This is a genomic window from Aeromonas sp. SE22 (assembly GCF_038739755.1).
In the GTDB taxonomy this organism is placed as follows: Bacteria; Pseudomonadota; Gammaproteobacteria; order Enterobacterales; family Aeromonadaceae; genus Aeromonas; species Aeromonas jandaei.
The window spans coordinates 339,268-358,358 of the sequence record NZ_JBCGFD010000003.1 but is presented as its reverse complement, the minus strand read 5'-3'; the positions used below and the strand labels follow the sequence as shown (position 1 = coordinate 358,358).

At 57.1% G+C, this 19,091-nt stretch carries 16 protein-coding genes; 11 read left to right on the top strand and 5 right to left on the bottom strand.

Translation table 11 applies throughout. The annotated features are described in order from the left end of the window. Positions 1–433: 433 nt before the first annotated feature. Positions 434–1,036 (bottom strand): peroxiredoxin C, encoded by a 603-nt coding sequence (locus AAHA39_RS08600; protein ID WP_033114317.1) that lies wholly within the window; start codon positions 1,034–1,036, stop codon positions 434–436. 145 nt (positions 1,037–1,181) lie between these two features. Here AAHA39_RS08600 and AAHA39_RS08595 point away from each other — a divergent pair, with 145 nt between their 5' ends. From AAHA39_RS08595 to AAHA39_RS08585, 3 genes are all read left to right on the top strand, one after another. Further along, a complete protein-coding gene (locus tag AAHA39_RS08595) occupies positions 1,182–2,090 on the top strand; it encodes a hydrogen peroxide-inducible genes activator (protein WP_071911103.1) in 909 nt (302 codons plus the stop codon). Positions 2,091–2,271: 181 nt separating this feature from the next. Next, complete coding sequence (locus AAHA39_RS08590; RefSeq protein ID WP_182925763.1) at positions 2,272–2,718, top strand: C40 family peptidase; 447 nt, start codon at positions 2,272–2,274, stop codon at positions 2,716–2,718. A gap of 325 nt (positions 2,719–3,043) precedes the next feature. Continuing rightward, positions 3,044–3,220: a hypothetical protein gene (locus AAHA39_RS08585; RefSeq protein WP_104014414.1), complete on the top strand. Its 177-nt coding sequence runs from the start codon at positions 3,044–3,046 to the stop codon at positions 3,218–3,220. A 96-nt stretch (positions 3,221–3,316) separates the two neighbouring features. On the opposite strand, the gene dsdC is transcribed toward AAHA39_RS08585, so the two are convergent. Continuing rightward, positions 3,317–4,267 carry a DNA-binding transcriptional regulator DsdC gene (gene dsdC, locus AAHA39_RS08580; RefSeq protein WP_320656193.1) on the bottom strand — a complete coding sequence of 317 codons (951 nt, stop codon included), beginning with the start codon at positions 4,265–4,267 and terminating at the stop codon, positions 3,317–3,319. Between the two features lie 222 nt (positions 4,268–4,489). Here dsdC and dsdX point away from each other — a divergent pair, with 222 nt between their 5' ends. Both dsdX and AAHA39_RS08570 read left to right on the top strand, forming a co-directional pair. Beyond that, positions 4,490–5,827 (top strand): D-serine transporter DsdX, encoded by a 1,338-nt coding sequence (gene dsdX / locus AAHA39_RS08575; RefSeq protein WP_320656194.1) that lies wholly within the window; start codon positions 4,490–4,492, stop codon positions 5,825–5,827. A gap of 16 nt (positions 5,828–5,843) precedes the next feature. After that, positions 5,844–7,175 (top strand): D-serine ammonia-lyase, encoded by a 1,332-nt coding sequence (locus AAHA39_RS08570; protein WP_320656195.1) that lies wholly within the window; start codon positions 5,844–5,846, stop codon positions 7,173–7,175. 76 nt (positions 7,176–7,251) lie between these two features. Here the strand turns inward: AAHA39_RS08570 and icd are convergent, their stop codons facing one another. Both icd and AAHA39_RS08560 read right to left on the bottom strand, forming a co-directional pair. Continuing rightward, positions 7,252–8,505 (bottom strand): NADP-dependent isocitrate dehydrogenase, encoded by a 1,254-nt coding sequence (icd, locus tag AAHA39_RS08565; RefSeq protein WP_033114311.1) that lies wholly within the window; start codon positions 8,503–8,505, stop codon positions 7,252–7,254. Positions 8,506–8,675: 170 nt separating this feature from the next. Next, on the bottom strand, positions 8,676–9,548 hold the full coding sequence (locus AAHA39_RS08560) for a helix-turn-helix transcriptional regulator (RefSeq protein WP_208735961.1): 873 nt from the start codon (positions 9,546–9,548) through the stop codon (positions 8,676–8,678). Positions 9,549–9,677: 129 nt separating this feature from the next. Here AAHA39_RS08560 and manA point away from each other — a divergent pair, with 129 nt between their 5' ends. From manA to AAHA39_RS08540, 4 genes are all read left to right on the top strand, one after another. Then, the gene (gene manA / locus AAHA39_RS08555) at positions 9,678–10,877 is read left to right on the top strand and encodes a mannose-6-phosphate isomerase, class I (RefSeq protein WP_320656196.1); all 1,200 of its coding nucleotides are present in this window, start codon (positions 9,678–9,680) and stop codon (positions 10,875–10,877) included. 226 nt (positions 10,878–11,103) lie between these two features. Beyond that, positions 11,104–11,649, top strand: a complete 546-nt coding sequence (locus AAHA39_RS08550; protein ID WP_320656197.1) for a hypothetical protein — start codon at positions 11,104–11,106, stop codon at positions 11,647–11,649. Between the two features lie 378 nt (positions 11,650–12,027). Continuing rightward, complete coding sequence (locus tag AAHA39_RS08545) at positions 12,028–12,945, top strand: IS5 family transposase (protein ID WP_320656198.1); 918 nt, start codon at positions 12,028–12,030, stop codon at positions 12,943–12,945. Between the two features lie 688 nt (positions 12,946–13,633). Then, entirely contained in the window at positions 13,634–15,274 is a 1,641-nt protein-coding gene (locus tag AAHA39_RS08540; RefSeq protein ID WP_320656201.1) for a methyl-accepting chemotaxis protein, read from the top strand. A gap of 151 nt (positions 15,275–15,425) precedes the next feature. Here the strand turns inward: AAHA39_RS08540 and AAHA39_RS08535 are convergent, their stop codons facing one another. Beyond that, entirely contained in the window at positions 15,426–15,572 is a 147-nt protein-coding gene (locus tag AAHA39_RS08535; protein WP_165791294.1) for a hypothetical protein, read from the bottom strand. Positions 15,573–16,131: 559 nt separating this feature from the next. Between AAHA39_RS08535 and AAHA39_RS08530 the strand changes: the two genes are divergently transcribed. Both AAHA39_RS08530 and AAHA39_RS08525 read left to right on the top strand, forming a co-directional pair. Next, positions 16,132–18,024, top strand: coding sequence for a PTS fructose transporter subunit EIIC (locus AAHA39_RS08530; protein WP_320656202.1), 1,893 nt, complete (start codon positions 16,132–16,134; stop codon positions 18,022–18,024). 235 nt (positions 18,025–18,259) lie between these two features. Continuing rightward, on the top strand, positions 18,260–19,012 hold the full coding sequence (locus AAHA39_RS08525) for a DNA/RNA non-specific endonuclease (RefSeq protein WP_320656203.1): 753 nt from the start codon (positions 18,260–18,262) through the stop codon (positions 19,010–19,012). Positions 19,013–19,091: the final 79 nt, after the last annotated feature.

Below are 19,091 nucleotides of genomic sequence, written 5' to 3'. Positions count from 1 at the left end.
GCGCGCCCATGGCGCGCTTTTTTTATCCTTCGCATTTCCCTGCGGGCAAACCACTGTGTACCGCTCAACTCTCGCAGCCATGCCGCTTGCCCACGATCCTCTTACTGATAAGGGGCAATACGGCGCTTCACTAGCGCCTATTCCGGCGACGCTTCTGCCCCCTCCTGGACTCATATTGTTGCAAATTAAGATGGAAAATTTTGATATCCGTTGCGCAGGTGAAACAATTTCAGCGCCAAATAGCGGCCCGACGCGCCATGACCTGCTGGCAAACTGCGCCCGATCTCTTGCCCGACCCAATCATCCCAGGCCCCTGCCATGGGCAATGAGCAAGACCCGCATGACCTTGCGCTATGAACATCGGAGCAATGAATTGCAGATATAAAAAAACCGATGCCTTGGCACCGGTTTTTCAAGCTGAGAGCTAACCCGATTACAGGGAGTCAGCGTTCTCGGACAGGTACTTGGCAACGCCGTCCGGAGAGGCTTGCATACCTTTTTTGCCTTTTTCCCACTGAGCCGGGCACACTTCGCCGTGCTCTTCGTGGAACTGCAGGGCGTCGACCATGCGCAGCATTTCGTCGATGTTACGGCCCAGCGGCAGATCGTTGACAACCTGGTGACGAACAACACCGTTCTTGTCGATCAGGAAGGAGCCACGGAAAGCAACACCGGCTTCCGGATGCTCAACGTCGTAGGCTTTGCAGATTTCGTGCTTGACGTCGGCGATCAGCGGGTACTTGACCTGACCGATACCACCATCTTCCACCTTGGTGTTGCGCCATGCATTGTGGGAGAACTGGGAATCGATGGAAACACCGATCACTTCCACGCCACGCTTCTGGAACTCTTCATAGCGGTGGTCGAAGGCAATCAGCTCGGACGGGCAAACGAAGGTGAAATCGAGCGGATAGAAGAAGACAACGGCAGCTTTGCCTTTGATGTGGGATGACAGGGTGAAAGTGTCAACAATCTCACCATTACCCAGAACAGCTGCAGCGGTAAAATCGGGTGCGGGACGGCCTACCAATACCATATTCAATTCCTCTTTATGTGAAGTGAACAATCCAGTCAGGATTGGGCTACCTAGAGCCAAGTCCGTCTAATTCAAGCGACAAACTATATACCCGGTGGTAGATTAGTAAATCAAATTAAATAGATAGCATTAATCGGGTTTTTCTATGCAACGTTGGCCCAGCCTCAAACAGCTGCAATATCTGGTTGCTCTCGACGAGCACAAAAACTTCAATCGCGCCGCCAAGGCCTGTCATGTCAGTCAATCGACCCTGAGTACCGGGATCCAGACGCTGGAGGACATGATGAACCTGCAACTGGTGGAGCGTGACCACAAGAGCTTCATTATGACCCCGGTCGGCATGGAAATCGTCGAGCGAGCTCGCAATTTGCTCTCCGATGCGCGGGATCTGATGGAGCTTGGCCTCAATCAGGGCGGGGTGATGCAGGGCACGGTGCGCCTCGGCTGCATCCCCACCATTGCCCCCTTCCTCCTGAGCAAGCTGCTCAAAGAGTGCAGCAAGGCCTATCCTGACCTCGAATTGCTGCTGCGGGAAGACACCACCAGCAATCTGCTCAAACAACTTGAGCAGGGGCAGCTCGATCTGCTGATCCTCGCCCTGCCCATCGAGATTGGCGGCTTTCACTGCAAGACGGTCGGTCAGGATCCCTTCCACATGGTGATGCCCGCCAGCATGGCGGCCGGTCTGCACACCCCGTTCGACTACAAGGAGCTGCCCAACCAGAGCATCTTCCTGCTGGAGCGGGAGCACTGCCTGACCGAGCATGCGGTGAGCGCCTGCCGGCTGCGGGACAAGAGCAAGATCAACCCGTTCGCCGCCACCAGCCTGCACACTCTGGTGCAGATGGTGGAGGCGGGCCTTGGCACCACCTTCCTGCCCCAGATGGCCATCGATGCCGGTATTCTCGACAACTCCGATCTGGTTGCCATCCCGCTGCCCGGCGAACACCCCTATCGCGAGATCGGGCTGGTGTGGCGCCCCAGCACTACCCGGGTGCAGACCTTCTACAAGCTGGCCGAGCTGCTCAAGCCGCTAATCAGCCCCACCTCCTGACCTGTGACGCCAGACCCCAAGCGCCAGCCACCGTGCTGGCGTTTTTTTGCAACAAAACGACCATTTTTGTCACATCTAGCTAGGTATCTGACCAATACCTTGTTTATGATGGAAAAGTTGTCGTGCCGAACGTGTCCTGTCGCACCTGTTTTGCCACGTTTGTTCTGGAGAATGTGCCCCGATGTACCGTCCGTTGCTGCTCATCCTGCTGACCCTGCTGCTGGCCGCCTGTTCCAGTACGCCTGAGCCGCCGCCTCCGCGCCAGAGCAGCGCCTTCGACGGCTTCTATCAGCAGTGGCGAGGAGTGCCCTACCGGATGGGCGGCACCAGCCGCGCCGGGCTCGACTGCTCTGCCTTCACCCAGCTTGCCTACAACCAGGTGCTGGGGGTCAACCTGCCAAGAACCACCGAATCCCAGGCCAATATCGGCCAACCCGTCGATCGCTACCGGCTCCAGCACGGCGATCTGGTCTTCTTCAAGACCGGCTGGCAGCAGTATCACGTGGGGGTCTACACCGGTGCCGGGGAGTTTATCCACGCCTCCACCAGCAAGGGGGTGATCCGCTCGCGGCTCGACAATGTCTACTGGAACAGCCGCTACTGGCAGGCACGCCGCCTCACTCAATAATTTTCCAGCCATACAGCCCGTAACAGACCAGAGAGGGGCGCAAGCTTTCTGGCCCCTTTTGTCGCTATCAGGCTCAATTTTCGCCCGATTTATAACCCAATTGACCCCAAAACCTGATCTTCACATCTTTTTGTGATAAGGTAGTGGCCAATTTTTGACACCTTCGCTCCTTTCTCGACCGTTATCGGTCTGAATTGACACTTATAACGGCGAAAAACAGGAAGATCCGCAGACAAGGCGCAAGGTGCCTGCGACTGGGCCCGTTCAGGGTGTGGAGCCGTCGCAGCAGCAGTATCAATCGTCAAATTGATAAGGAGATCGTGCAATGAAACAGTACCAAAGCTGGCTTGGACAATATCTGATGAGCCGCCGCGATGGCGACCACGCCATGGCATCCGAGCTTGCCAGCTCCATCTGCGAGTTCTGGCAGCAGCAAGGGGATGAGACCGAGCTGGACAAGTGGCAGCAGATTTACCAGCACCATCTGGAAAGAACCACCTGATCCTTCGACTATTCGCCTTGCAGCACCGCGCTGCAAGGCGCTTGTTTATCCCCTCCCCCAATAACTCCTGTTTTGTTTTTCCAGCAATCGGCCCCATCAGGCTGATGCCGTCTCTTGCGCCATCTGCTGCGCCCACTCGATAAACGCCTGGATCTTGGGACACTGGCGATTGGGCAGGGTCGCAATGTAGTAACGCTGCTCGCACTTCACCTCACGACCCGAAAACGGGGTCACCAGCTCGTTGCGCGCCAACCGCTTGCTCACCAGATTCTTGCGTCCCATGGCGATGCCCCCGTGGTTCATGGCGGCGATGATGGCGAGATCGGAGCGATCAAAGCCCATATTGAGCCGGCAATCAGCGAGGCTCACTCCGTGGTGGCGTGCCCAGCTCTCCCACTCATCACCATCGGAGTCATACCCCCAGGCCTGCCGATCGTGCAGCAGCCGACAGTTCTGCAAGTTGCCGGGATTCTCCAGCAGGTTGTGTTGCATGGCATATTCGGGGCTGCAAACCGGCACTATGTACTCATCCATCAGATGGTGGATGGCGAGCCGCTCCGGTACCTTCTCGTCGAAGTAGAGGGTCAGATCGATGCCATAACCGTGCAGATTGATGTTCTCGTTGCCGGTCACAATGTTCAGCTCGATCTGGGGATGCAGCCTTGAGAAGTCGGCAAGCCTTGGCACCAGCCAGCACTGGGCGATGGAGGGGCGCGAGTAGATGGTCAGAGTGCCCGAAAGCTCCTGATTTCTGATCTCCAGGATCTCCTGATTGATGAACTCCAGCGATGACTTGAGCGCCCAGAACACCCGCTGCCCTTCGGCCGTCAACACCACCTTGCGATGGAAACGCTCAAAGAGCTGAAAGCCCAGCTCATCCTCCAGCGCGCTTATCCTGTGGCTCACGGCGCTGGGACTGAGGGATAGCTCATCAGCAGCCATGGCAAAAGAGCCGTGGCGCGCTGCCGCCTCGAAGGTATGCAGCTTGGCCAGCTGGTAACCATTCAGCAGCTTGTTGCGCGATATGTAGTGATCCGCAATATACATTCAAACTCCTCTCACCGGTTCACGTACATCATACCGCGCAGCCCCCCTTTCCAGATGCAATGAAAAGACCCAATAAACAGTATTTACAGAAAATGTGACCGATAAGGCCACTTTGCATCACCTCAGATCATCCAAGTGGTCGATTTCATCATTTGTCAGCCCCGCCTCATTTTCATTCAATAGCGCATAAACAATCACACACAACAGATGTCGAGGCGCAGTATGAGTTCAGAGGTATGGGTCATCGCTACCTTGCTAAGTAGCATCGTTCTTATCGTGGTCACCATAGTGAAGGGCAAGATCCACCCCTTTCTGGCCCTGCTGTTGGCCAGCTTCTATGTGGGTACCCTGATGGGGATGGAGCCCCTCAAGATGGTCAGCGCCATGGAAGAGGGGATTGGCGGCACGCTGGGCTTTCTCGCCGCCGTCATCGGCCTTGGCACCATACTCGGCAAGATGATGGAGGTGTCGGGCGCGGCGGAGCGCATCGGCCTCGCCCTGCAGAGATGCCGCTGGCTTTCGCCGGATGTCATCATGGTGCTGGTTGGTCTGGTATGTGGCATCACCCTGTTTGTCGAAGTCGGCGTGGTGCTGCTGATCCCGCTGGCCTTCTCCATCGCCCGCAAGACCAACACCTCGCTGCTCAAGCTGGCCATTCCGCTCTGCACCGCCCTGATGGCCGTGCACTGCATCGTACCGCCGCACCCTGCTGCCCTCTATGTCACCAATCAGCTGGGCGCCGATGTGGGTTCCGTCATCGTCTATGGTCTGGCGGTCGGCCTCTTTGCCTCTCTTATCGGCGGCCCCCTGTTCCTCAAACTGCTGGGCAACCGGCTCCCGTTCAAGGGGGTACCCGATGCCTTTGCCGACATCAAGGCGCGCGATGAGATCACTCTCCCGACCTTGAGCGCCTCGCTCTTTAGCGTGCTGCTGCCCATCCTGCTGATGCTGGCCAAGACGGTCGCCGAGCTCAACATGGATCACGCAAGCAACCTCTACACTGTGCTGGAGTTTATCGGCAACCCCATCACCGCCATGTTTATCGCTGCCTTCACCGCCTACTACGTGCTGGGGATCCGCCAGCAGATGAAGATGGAGGGTCTGCTGAACAAGACCGAGGAGTGTTTCTCCTCCATCGCCAACATTCTGCTCATCATAGGGGCGGGTGGTGCCTTCAACGGGGTGCTCAAGGCAAGCGGGCTGGGCGACTCTCTGGCCACTATCCTCTCCCAGTTGGATATGCACCCCATTCTGCTGGCCTGGCTGGTTGCCATCATACTGCACGCCGCCGTGGGCTCCGCCACCGTCGCCATGATGGGCGCCACCGCCATCGTCTCCCCCATCATGGTGCACTACCCGAACATCAGCCCGGAGATCATGACCCTGGCCATCGGCTCCGGTGCCATTGGCTGCACCATGGTGACTGACTCTCTGTTCTGGCTGGTCAAGCAGTATTGCGGCGCCACCCTGAACGAAACGCTCAAGTACTACACCACCGCCACCTTTGTCGCCTCCCTGATGGCGCTGGCCGGTATCTTCCTGCTCTCCTTTATCGTGTAACAAGACCGAGAACCCTATGAAAAACATCGACGTACAACAGCTCACAGCGCAATTTCCACTGGTGCAATCCCTGATCGCGCTTGAGCCAGTCACCTGGTTCAACCCCAATACCACCACTCTGGCTGCCGGTCTGCCCTATGTGGGGCTCGATAACAACAATGTGGCGGACGCTTCCGCTCGGCTGGCCCGCTTCGCCCCCTACATGTGCGAAGCCTTCCCCGAGACCCGCGCCAGCAAGGGTATTCTGGAGTCCGAGATCGCCGCTATTCCGGCGATGCAGCGCACCCTCAATGAGCGTTACGGGGTCGAAGTGACCGGCAAACTGCTGCTGAAAAAAGACAGTCACCTGCCCATCTCCGGCTCCATCAAGGCGCGCGGCGGTATCTACGAGGTGCTGGCCCATGCCGAGCAGCTGGCCATCAAAGCCGGTCTGCTGCGAGAAGAAGATGACTACCGCAAGCTCTTTAGCGACGAGTTCCGCCAGTTCTTCAGCCAGTACAGCATCGCAGTGGGCTCCACCGGCAATCTTGGCATGTCCATCGGCATCATGAGCGCCAAGCTGGGCTTTACCGTTACCGTCCACATGTCGGCCGATGCGCGGGAGTGGAAGAAGCGAAAATTGCGCGAACATGGCGCCATCGTGGTCGAATATGCCGAAGATTACGGGGTTGCGGTGGAACAGGGGCGCAAAGAGGCTGAGCGCGACCCCAACTGCTTCTTTATCGACGACGAGAACTCCCGCACCCTGTTCCTCGGCTACTCGGTGGCGGGCGAGCGGGTGAAAAAGCAGTTCGACCAGATGGGCATCAAGGTAGATGCCGACCACCCGCTGTTCGTCTACCTGCCCTGCGGCGTAGGCGGCGGACCAGGCGGGGTGGCCTTTGGTCTCAAGCTCGCCTTTGGTGACCATGTCCACTGCCTGTTTGCCGAGCCGACCCACTCCCCCTGCATGCTGTTGGGGGTCCATACCGGATTGCACGATGCCATTGCGGTGCAGGATCTGGGCATCGACAACCTCACCGCAGCCGATGGCCTCGCGGTAGGGCGTGCCTCGGGTTTCGTCGGCCGCGCCATGGAGCGGCTGCTGGCGGGCTTCTACACCCTGAGCGATCAGGAGATGTATGACCTGCTGGGACTGCTGGCGCGCGATGAGCAGATCAAACTAGAACCTTCTGCTCTAGCTGGCATGGCTGGCCCGTGGCGCGTAGCGGCCGATCCGGCATGGCAAACCGCGCAGGGACTGGACGCGGCAACCATGGCCCGCGCCACCCATCTGGTGTGGGCCACCGGCGGCGGCATGGTCCCGGCCGAGGAGATGACCAAGTATCTGGCAGCGGCCAACATCTGATCCTCTTCACTCACTCGAGATAAAAAAAACCGGCGCTCATGGCGCCGGTTTTGTCTTTTCTGGCAAGCAGAAGACATTACATCTGGTCGATCATGTCCTGAGCAAACTGGGAGCAGGAGCGCAGGGTGGCACCTTCCATCAGACGCTCAAAGTCATAGGTGACGGTCTTGTTGCGGATCGCCGCTTCCATCCCCTTGATGATGAGATCGGCCGCTTCGACCCAGCCCATGTGACGCAGCATCATCTCGGCGGAGAGGATCAGGGAGCCCGGGTTAACCTTGTCCTGACCGGCATATTTCGGCGCAGTACCGTGGGTCGCTTCGAACAGGGCCACGCCGTCACCAATGTTGGCGCCCGGAGCAATACCGATACCGCCCACCTGCGCGGCTAGCGCATCAGAGATGTAGTCACCGTTGAGGTTCATACAGGCGATGACGTCGTACTCGGCCGGACGCAGCAGGATCTGCTGCAGGAAGGCATCGGCGATGACATCCTTGATGACGATGGTCTTGCCGGTTTTCGGGTTCTTGAAGGAGCACCAGGGGCCGCCATCGATCAGCTGGGCACCGTACTCGTTCTGAGCCAGAGCATAACCCCAATCCTTGAAGGCACCTTCGGTGAACTTCATGATGTTGCCCTTGTGCACCAGAGTCACGGAGTCGCGATCGTTGTCGATGGCATACTCGATGGCGGCACGCACCAGACGCTCGGTACCGGCCTTGGACATCGGCTTGATGCCGATACCGCAGGACTCGGGGAAGCGAATTTTCTTCACGCCCATCTCGTTTTGCAGGAAGGCGATCACCTTGTTCGCTTCGGCACTGTCGGCCTTCCACTCGATGCCGGCATAGATGTCTTCGGCGTTTTCGCGGAAGATCACCATGTCGGTCAGATCAGGACGCTTCACCGGGCTCGGGGTGCCGTCGTAGTAACGCACCGGCCGCAGGCAGATGTAGAGATCCAGCTCCTGACGCAGAGCCACGTTGAGAGAGCGGATACCGCCACCGACCGGCGTGGTCAGCGGGCCCTTGATGGCCACACAATATTCGCGAATGAAATCGAGGGTTTCGGCCGGCAGCCAGGCACCTTCGCCATAGACATGAGTCGACTTCTCGCCGGTGTAGATCTCCATCCAGGCGATCTTGCGCTCGCCCTTGTAGGCTTTCTCGACCGCAGCATTCACCACATTCAACATGGCCGGGGTTACGTCAACACCGATGCCATCCCCTTCGATAAACGGAATGATCGGATGGTTGGGAACCTGCAGCTTGCCGCTGGCATCGACTGTGATTTTCTGGCCCTGGGTCGGGATAACTACTTTGCTTTCCATCGGCATCTCCTAACTTCCGTTTGTTATCAACTTGTTTGTTGCGCGCGGCCATCTTAGCCCATTCATTTTCATAATAAAATGGCGAGCTCGCATGTCAGACCAAAGAGGTAGAGCCTCTTTGACAGTGGTGATTGCATCCCGGCCGCGCCCCTGTTTTGCCCCCGTTTTTATCACGCCAGCTCATGACTCTGGTTCTGGGGCTGGCTCAGGGAGCGATACTGGGTCGGGGTCAATCCCGTCTTCTGCTTGAACACCCTGCAGAAGTAGTTCACGTCGCTGTAGCCGCAGCGGCTCGCTACCTCTTCAAGGCGGAAGCGGTACTTTTTCAGCATGAATTTGGCCCGGTCGATCCGTACCCAGCTGATGTAATCGGCAAGGCGCATATGGCCCTGCTCGCGAAACAGGTGGGAGAGATGGCTGGCCGAAACGTTGAAGCGGTGGGCGATGGAGTCGCGGGTGATGGGGCGGTGAAAATTTTCCTGGATATAGATGCAGATCCCGTGGAAGAGATCCGCCCCCCGCGGCCGATCGGTAGCAGAGGCGATCAGCAGTTGCCGAGCACTCGACAACAACGCCTGCAGCAGGTGGTCGTCGGTGGGAGAGCGACCGGGATCCTCGGCCAGCACGTTGAGCGCCGCCAGTATGTGTTCGATGACGTGGCCCGCTCGCGCCATGATGCTGTGCTTTTGCACATCGAAGAAATCGGGGTCTTCCCGTCGCTTGCTCACCAGACTGAAGCCCAGCTGGCGCTTGCCAAAGAGCAGGCTCAGCACCGAGCAGTCGGTGGTCCAGAGCGGCTTGTTCCAGCCGTTGGGGGGAATATAGAGCGCCTGTCCCGGCAATACGCTGATCTCCCTGACCCCCTCCTCCCTGTCCCAGATCTGGTTGAGATACTCGCCGCTGAACACCAGTTCGAGGCGGGGAAAGTTGACCTGATAGCTGAAACCCGGGGGTACCCCCTGTTCACTGGCAAACCAGATTTGGTCAAATGGAACCTGTTCGCTCAGGGCTCCGTCGAGCAGTTGGCTGAAGATGAGAGACATGGTGATCCTGATCAAGAGAGAGGCAAGCGGTTGCGGCGCGCACGACCGCCCATGTTATAGTCCGGTCCACAGCAGCAATGCCACCCTTTTCTGTACCCGATTTTCTTCAAACTAGACGAGGCGTCCCTTATGAGCAGTAGCGATCTGCCCTCCTTTCTGTTGATGCAAAACCCGATTCAAGGCTATGACTGGGGCAGTCATGACTCCCTCACTACCCTGTTTGGCATTGCCAATCCCGAGGGCAAACCCCAGGCCGAGCTCTGGATGGGCGCCCACCCCAACGGCTGTTCCGACGTAGTCGTGGCGGGCCAGACCCAGAAGCTCTCGACCCTGATCGAGCGCGCCCCCGCCGCCGTGCTGGGTGAGGCCACCCTCGCCCGTTTTGGCAGCCTGCCGTTCCTGTTCAAGGTGCTGTGCGCCGAGAAGGCTCTCTCCATTCAGGTGCACCCGAGCAAGGCACAGGCCGAAGCGGGCTTTGCCAAAGAGGAGGCCGCCGGCATCAAGGCCAAGGCCGCCAATCGCAACTACAAGGACCCGAACCACAAGCCCGAGCTGGTGTTTGCCCTCACCCCCTATCAGGCGATGAACGGCTTTCGCGCCATCCCGGCCATTCTGGCGCTGTTCGAGCGGGTCAATCTGGCGGTCATCGCCGATCTGACCGCAGCCCTTGCCGCCAGCCAGAATGAAGCGGGCCTGCAGCACTTCTTCCACCAGCTGCTGGTACTGGAAGGGGCGCGCAAGGAGGAGGCGCTGGCGGGGCTGCTGGCCTTTGCCAGCGAGCATCAGGATGAGGAGACCTTTGCCCTCATCACCAGCCTGGCGGCCCAGTACCCGGGCGACGTCGGCCTCTTCTCGCCGCTGCTGCTGAACGTGGTGACCCTCAAGCCCGGGCAGGCGACGTTCCTCGATGCCTGTACCCCGCACGCCTATGTACGCGGCACCGGCCTCGAGATCATGGCCAACTCGGACAACGTGCTGCGTGCCGGCCTCACCCCCAAATACATCGACGTGGCAGAACTGCTGGACTGTACCCGCTGCCTGGCCAAGCCGGACGACCAGATCCTGCTTGCTCCCCATGTTGAAGGATCGGTGCAGCACTTCGAGGTACCGGTACCGGACTTCACCTTCAGCGTCTATCCGGCGGGCGAGCACCAGCTCACCACCGCCAGCGCCGAGATCCTGTTTGCCATCGATGCAACCGTGATCCTCAAGCGCGGCGATGAGACACTGCGTCTCGAGAAGGGCCAGTCAGCCTTTATCCCGGCCGCCACCGGCAGCTACCAGCTGCTGGCCGAAGGACGGGTCGCCCGCGCCGGCAACCGCAGCTAAGGCGCAAACGCCATTACCGAATAAACGAAGGGGCCATCATCGATGGCCCTTTTTCTTGCGAATCAGTTCATTGCGCAGTTTTAGGTCGATAAACAGACTCCATTCGGATACTCCTTTTACTGCCAAAATTCTTGATGTGCGGCATAAATTCACCACATTCCTCTTTCGCTGCGCCCAGCGTTGACTATGATGCCCGTTTAACCACCACCTTTTTCCGGAGACCGCCATGACCCTTCCTCGTCAACCGGCACAGGTCAGGAACCACACCATGAAAGCCGGCACTGCACTCCCGCTTCTGCTGGCACTGCTGGGCAACCCGGTTTATGCCGCTTGCGACGACGGCGTTGCCATCAAGCATGCCAAGGCGTTCTGGGAGCATCACCGGAACTTCTATTACACCGATCCGGCCAGGATCAAAGAGTTGCTGACCCCGGACTTTTTCAGCGTGCTGAGCCGCGAAGCAGAGTGCAATGCCGACGGGGAGGTGTGCGCCATTGATGCCGATCCCTGGACCAACGCGCAGGATGGCGATGTGGTCGAACCCGTCACCTTCAGTGCGACCAGCAGCAGCGACAGCACGGTGGCCGTGACCATGCGCTACCGTCTGGCGATGACAGATACCCGGCAAGAGCCGCAGGAGGTCACCCTCCAGCTGCAAAAATCGGGCGATCAACGCTGCTTTTTGCTCGACGACTTTATCCCCCCGGGCGAAGGCTCCCTGAAAAAGCAGCTGCAGCAGTGGCAACTGCAAAATGATGGCGGGCAGCAATAAACGACCTTGGAAGGGCTGCGGGGTAAGGCCAGCACTCCCGGCGCTCAATGAAAAGGGGCTGATATTCCCTATCCCTCACACAACATATATGAACTATTTGGCAAGCCGCTCAGTTTTTCGGTATGCCTCTCCTCTGCTTACTCTCTTTTGGCGGCTCAGCTTGGCTCTGCCATCGCACCTTGAACCTAACACTAAACTCAACCCTGCTGTGCTTCCCACTGGCCGTCAGTGCTTGATTAACTCCTGATTCAGAGAGCTCACTCTGCTGGAGGAACATATTAGGCGTCCGCGGCGTTGTTGCCTAAATCGATGCAGTTTGAAGGGAACTTACTGAGGGCTCGGTGATCTGATCACCACCATCCTCTTCAAGTCTGCATCATGGGCACGTCGATTCATCCCATCACCAACTGGCCTCAATACAACAAGTCTCTGATTAACCGTGGTTCCCTCACCTTCTGGGTTGATGCTGGCGTCATGGATAACTGGTTCCACCACGACAATCATGGGCGCCGGGGCCGCAGCCTGCTTTACACCGACCAGACCATCTGTACCGTCCTTATGCTCAAGGGGATTTTCAACCTCACTCTGAGAGCCACTCAGGGACTACTCGACTCCCTGTTCGAGTTGATGAACGTACCGCTTTGTGCTCCCGATTACAGTTGCGTCAGCAAGCGCGCTCGCACGGTGAAAGTGGCCTATCGACAGCCCGCTAAGGGGCGCATCACCGACTTGGTCATAGACTCAACCGGGCTGAAGGTGTTTGGTGAAGGCGAGTGGAAGGTCAGAAAACACGGCGCCGAGAAACGGCGAGTTTGGCGCAAGTTGCATCTGGCAGTAGACCCGGCCACTCACGATATCGTGGCGGCGGAAGTCTCGCTGGAGAATGTCCATGATGTTGAGGTATTGCCGACTCTGCTCAATCCACTGCGGCGCAAACTGGGACGTGTTTATGCGGATGGCGCCTACGACAGCAAAGCCAGTCATCAGCTTATCTTGCGCAAAGGGGCAACAGCCTGTATCCCGCCTCGCAAGAGCGCTGAACTTTGGAAAAAGGGGCACCCAAGAAATGAGGCCGTGCTGGTGATGCGCAAGGAAGGACTGGCGCACTGGAAGAAGATATCGGGGTATCACCGTCGCTCGCTGGCAGAGACGGCGATGTATCGGTGCAAGCAGTTACTGGCGGGAAAAATCAGTCTGCGTAACTACAACGGCCAAGTGGGAGAAGTCATGGCATATGTCAGCGCCATAAATAAACTCAACACCCTGGGTTTACCTGTCAGAAAGCCCCGAATGTAGCGGTAACCAGGAGCTGGGGACGTCATGACTTGCTCGTTGATTTGGGCAACAACGCCGGCGTCCGCTCAAACAGGAATGATATCCGGATCATCTGGATAATATGAGGAGAGAAAAATAATAGTGCACTCCTTATCTATTTTATTTATAGGTTCCAATAAGAACCAAAATCACCATAGAGATAGCTCGCCGATGCATTTTTTTCATGCCATTTCCTAGATGTCGTCATATGTCATTCTGGTACAACCACGAAGCAAGCCTCAGTGAAATGAAAGAGTTCTCTTTTGATTTACCAAAACCTGCTCGCCGTCATTTCACTTAGCAGATAATAGTGTCAAACGGACATAGCCAGCCAACGATCATCAGCATCATAAAAAAGAAAGCTATTGAATTAAAAGGAAAAACATCAAAAAAACCTTGATAACCATGACCACGCTGGATTTAAAAATAAAAAGTGATTCGACAAAAATAACTAGATAGTTCTATCAATAATAAAAATGACTAGTGATGGATCTGATATTTATTTTTGGCATGTCAGCCAAACACGGTTGATGTCAGAAAATGAACATTTCATTTCCCTTGTGATTAAACTCGCTTTTATTTGATTTATTTTTAAGGTATCACATCCCGTGGTCGATATAAAAATTTCACATATCGATTTCCTTGGAAAATAATAGATACAAGAGGCCATATGCTGACAAAAATGACAATAGGGCAAAAGCTGATAATGGCGTTTACCACTCTCGCATTGTTGATGCTGGGGTTTGCCTGGTTCGCCACTGCGCAACTATCCAATATTTACCGTGATGCCAGCGAGGTCACTGACAATATTGTCCCCTCCATCCGTGCATCCAGCCAGATGCACGTGGCCTTGCTGGATGCTCGCCGTGCCGAGCTGAACATGGTGATCGATGCACTGGGTAAGGATTCCGCCTCCCTCAGCAACAGCACACAGAATTTCGAGGCGGCAAAAAACCAGTTCACTGCCGCCGAACAACGGTATGGATCTATGCCTTTTGTCTCGGAACAAGATCGCAATATCTTCGCCGACCTGCAGGCTGCTGCAGCCAAATACTTCTCCGTCCATGACAACCTGCAAACGGCCATCGTACAGGGCGACATGGTTCGGGTGCAGTCGTTGATCAAAAATGAGTCTCGTACAGCACTTGAAGAGGCCGGACAGGATGGTCTGGAACTACGCAAGGAGAACGATCGGGTCGCCAATCAACTGACCAAACAGAGTGAGGCTTCCTATGAGCGAGCCAAACTGCTGAGCACTACGATCGGTGCGCTAACCCTGCTGTTCGTGATTATTGTGGCCTGGCTGCTGATCCGGCAGATCCGCAATCCGGTGATGACCCTGCTGGAGCAGACCCGCCAGGTGGCGGCAGGCAACCTCACCAGCCAGCTCGATATGCAATGCTTCTCCCATGACGAGCTGGGCAAACTGGCCCAGGGATTCAACGAGATGCAATCCAATCTTCGCATGCTGGTCAACGAGGTCTCTGGCTCGGTGGTGCAGCTGGGAGCGGCAGCCGAAGAGATCAGCGCGGTGGCACTGCAATCGGCCAATAACATGGGGGCTCAGCAGCATGAGCTCAACCAACTGGCAACCGCCATGAACGAGATGCAGGCCACGGTACAGGAGGTTGCCCGCAACACCAACGACGCCGCCAGCGCAGCAACCTCCGCCAGCGACACTGCCGCACAGGGCAGCGAGACCGTCAATGACTCCATCGGCAGGATCGAGAAAGTGGCTACCGCCATCGAAGAGACGGCTCTGGTAATCCGCCAGCTGGGTGATGACAGCCGAAATATCGGCATGGTGCTTGAGGTGATCCAGGGGATTGCCGAGCAGACCAACCTGCTGGCACTGAATGCAGCAATCGAGGCCGCACGGGCAGGTGAACAGGGTCGTGGTTTCGCCGTGGTCGCCGATGAAGTACGCACTCTGGCCAAACGCACTCAGGACTCCACCTCCCAGATCAATCGCATCATCTCCGAACTGCAACTGCGCGCCAACGAAGCGGGCGTCACCATGCAGCAGAGTCAGGATATGATGACGGAGACGGTTCATACAGCCCGCGAGGCGGGTGCCGCCATTGGCGAGATCAGCAGCTCGGTCAATAGCATTTCCCATATGAACATCCAGATCGCTACCGCAACCGAAGAGCAGGGAGCTGTCAGCGAGGAGCTCAACCGCAACGTGGTCAATATCAGCAACGCCTCGGAAGAGGTCGCCACCGGCGCCAAGCAAATGGCTCAGGCTTGCAACGACCTCAACCTGCTGGCAAGCCAGCTGCAGGATGTGGTGCGCAAGTTCCGGATCTGACGACCACTCCCCGAGGGCAAGTCAATCTGACGCGTTCCCCAAATAAACAACCCCGCAGCGTACAAGCGCTGCGGGGTTGCGTTATTACGCAGAGTTGCCGATAGCAAAACCGGACTGTGGCTCTTGTCGGCTCACACGATAAATGGAGCGGTTACCCTACCTCTTCTTCCTGATAGTCACCGGAGCGCTCCTGCTGCAGTGCATCGACTCTCGCCTGCCACTTGTTGTGGGCTTGCTGCTGTAGCTGACGCTCCAGCTCCTGGCGCATGGTGTCGACCTCTTGGTCTAGTTTTTCCATCAGAATATCTCCTTGTTTTAGCGAGTCACACATGTTGAACGCGACTCAGGGCTGACGGCACTTGGCCAATGTATCACCTGTTTCGACAACCGGATCCCGCCAACTGCCCAATCAAATAAACGATTGCTTTTAGCTGAACCAATCGAATATTTGGGCTGGTCATCACTCTCTCCTCCTCCCTTTGCTCCTCACTCTCGTCACTACATTGCTCAGCGGGACCCTCACCCAAATCCTGTTTTTTGCCGCCCTCTTCACACTTTTTATGGCTGTCCCACTCACACAAATCTCCATCTGCAGGATTGCAAGAATGGCATCACTCAAACAGAGATTAATAATGAGTGGCAAATCAAGTCATTGTTTATAAATGGTTTTACTGATTAATCATGGTTAAACCCAAGGCTGTGTAAATTGCGAGCAGGGTCACAGGGCGGAGGATGTCACACAAAAATCCAGTAAACGGCACATTTGTCCGATTTCGACGAGGGGGCAACGGGAGAACAATATTCCAGTCAACCCAATCCCCACCCAGCGAGCTCAGGAACGGAGCCAGGAGAGTGTAATGTTACCCACCATAACCAACGGCAGACTTATCTGTCTGGAGCTGAAGGCCACCAGCAAGGAGGCCCTGTTTGACGAGATGGCGCAGATGCTGGCGCGCGATGGCGCCGTCTCTGACCAAGAGCAATTTGTCAAAGATGTCTGGGCCCGCGAGCAACTCGACTGCACCGGGTTCGAGCAGGGTGTCGCCCTGCCCCACGCCAAGAGCGCGGCAGTCAGTCGCCCGGCTATCGCCATCGGGATCAGCAAGCAAGGGATCGAGTACGGTGCCGAAGATGGCAAGCCGACCGAGCTGATCTTCATGATCGCCTCCCCGGATGGCGGTGCCAACCACCACATCGAGGTGCTGGCCGAGCTCTCGACCCGTCTGCTGGAGCCGGGCTTTATCGAGCAGATGAAGGCCGCCACTACCACAGAACAGGTGCTGGCCCTGCTCAAACAAGGCCCGAGCGTGGCAAAACCGGCCCCGGCCGCCAAACCGGCGGCCACTGCCCCGGTTGAACCCACCGAGCGCACCTTCAAGGATCGCCTCAACACCATGAAGCAGCATCTGCTGTTTGGTACCTCCCACATGATCCCCTTTATCGTGGCGGGCGGGGTATTGCTGTCGCTGTCGGTGATGCTGAGCGGGAAAGGCGCGGTACCGGAAGCGGGCTTCCTCAAGGATATGGCGACCATGGGTATCGCCGGCCTGACCCTCTTTACCGCCGTGCTGGGTGGCTATATCGCCTACTCGCTGGCTGACAAACCGGGTCTGGCCCCTGGCATGATCGGCTCCTGGATTGCCGTGCAGCACTATCAGACCGGTTTTCTCGGCGCCATTCTGGTGGGCTTTATCGCCGGTTTTGTGGTCAATCAGCTCAAACGGATCAAGTTGCCCGACTCCATGAGTTCCCTTGGCTCCATCTTCATCTATCCGCTGATCGGTACCTTCCTGGTGTGCGGCATCGTGATGTGGGGGATCGGCGCCCCGATCGCCGCCATGATGGAGGGGATGAACCACTGGCTCTCCAGCATGGCGGGCTCAGGTAAAGTGATGCTGGGCGCCATCCTGGGTGGTATGACTGCCTTCGATATGGGCGGCCCGGTCAACAAGGTTGCCACCCTGTTTGCCCAGACTCAGGTCAACACCCAGCCCTGGCTGATGGGCGGCGTCGGTATCGCCATCTGTGTACCGCCGCTCGGTATGGCACTGGCCACCTTCATGTCTCCGAAGCGTTACAAGAAAGAGGAGCGTGAATCCGGCAAAGCGGCCGCCATCATGGGCATGATCGGTATCAGTGAAGGGGCCATCCCGTTCGCCGCAGCTGACCCCGTCCGCGTTATCCCGGCCATCGTGGCAGGCGGCATCGTCGGCAACATCACCGGCTTCATGATGCACAGCATCAACCACGCCCCCTGGGGTGGCTGGATTGTGCTGCCGGTGGTGGAAGGCAAGATGGGTTACATTCTCGGCACCATCCTCGGCGCCCTGACCACAGCAGTCATCGTCAACATTCTGAAAAAACCGGTGAGTGAAGAGGAAGAGGTCACCACCACAGATAGCGACTATCAGGTGATTGAAGCGGAAGGGGAAGCCGACGTACTGGCCATCACCGCCTGTCCGTCCGGCGTAGCCCACACCTTCCTCGCAGCCAAGAGCCTGCAGAAGGCCGCCGCCAAACAGGGGATCAAGATCAAGGTCGAAACCCAGGGCGCCAACGGCATCATCAACCGCATCACCGCCAAGGATGTCGCCAACGCCCGCTGCGTCATCTTCGCCCACGACGTGGCGATCAAGAACCGCGAGCGCTTCACCGATATCGAGGTCATCGACGTGAAGACCAAGGAGGCGATCCACAATCCGGAAGGACTGCTGGCTCGCATCCAGAGCAGCAAGGCACACGCAGCCTGATCCCAATCTGTTCCGACTAACGACAAGGGGCCCATCACGGGCCTCTTTTCGTTGTTTGCAGCGCAACCGAACATTATCGCACCAACCAAGCTGCTGATTTAAAACACATTATGATGCTATATCACAAATCTTGGCGACCCGTCACATAACAACAACGAGTAAATAAACAGCGATTGAATGACTCGTCATGACTCATGTCAAATGGCTCCACCTACTAAACTGGAGCATTACAAAAATGATAAAAATCAATAAATTGATTCTGGCGATAATCCTTACCCTCAGTGCCAGCCCCTTGTTGGCTGCCCACTGGGAATGCCACGATCACGTTCGCTTTGGTATTCCCTCCGAGTCGGATCAAAAGCTCTGCCGCGAAGGCTATGCCGCAGGCTACAACTACGACCACAAGGTCTCCGAGTGGGTTTCCTACCGGATGACAGCTGAAAGTGCACGGGGCCCGATCCCCCGCAAGGATGCCTTCGCCGAAGACAAGGAGATCCCGGTCGCCTATCGCGCCACCCTCTCCGACTACAAGGGCTCGGGCTATGACCGTGGCCACCAGGCACCGGCCGCCGACATGAAGTCCACCAAGACGACCATGCAGCAGAGCTTCCTGCTGAGCAACATGACCCCGCAATTTGGCAAGCTCAATCAGAAGGCCTGGAATGTGCTGGAGGGACAGGTCAACAAATGGGCGGTCTCCCGCAAGGATGTGCAGGTCATCACCGGCCCCATCTTTACCGGCTCTGAAGAGTCCATCGGTCAGGGTGTGACGATCCCGAGCGCCTACTACAAGATCGTGATGGATCCGGCCAAACTGCAGGCCATCGCCTTTATCATGCCGCAACAGGATATTCCCGTTAGCAAGATCGCCGACTACCGGGTGTCGGTGCGTGAAGTGGAGGAGCAGACTCACCTCAACTTCTTCAGCGATATGCCCGAAGAGCAGCAGGAGACGCTGGAAGCCCGAGTCTCCCCGATGTGGAACTAACTCGAAACTCGATAGATTGAGAATCAACCTATCCAAATAACAGATAGGTTGGGGGAGCCATGCTCCCGATAGCAGGGGG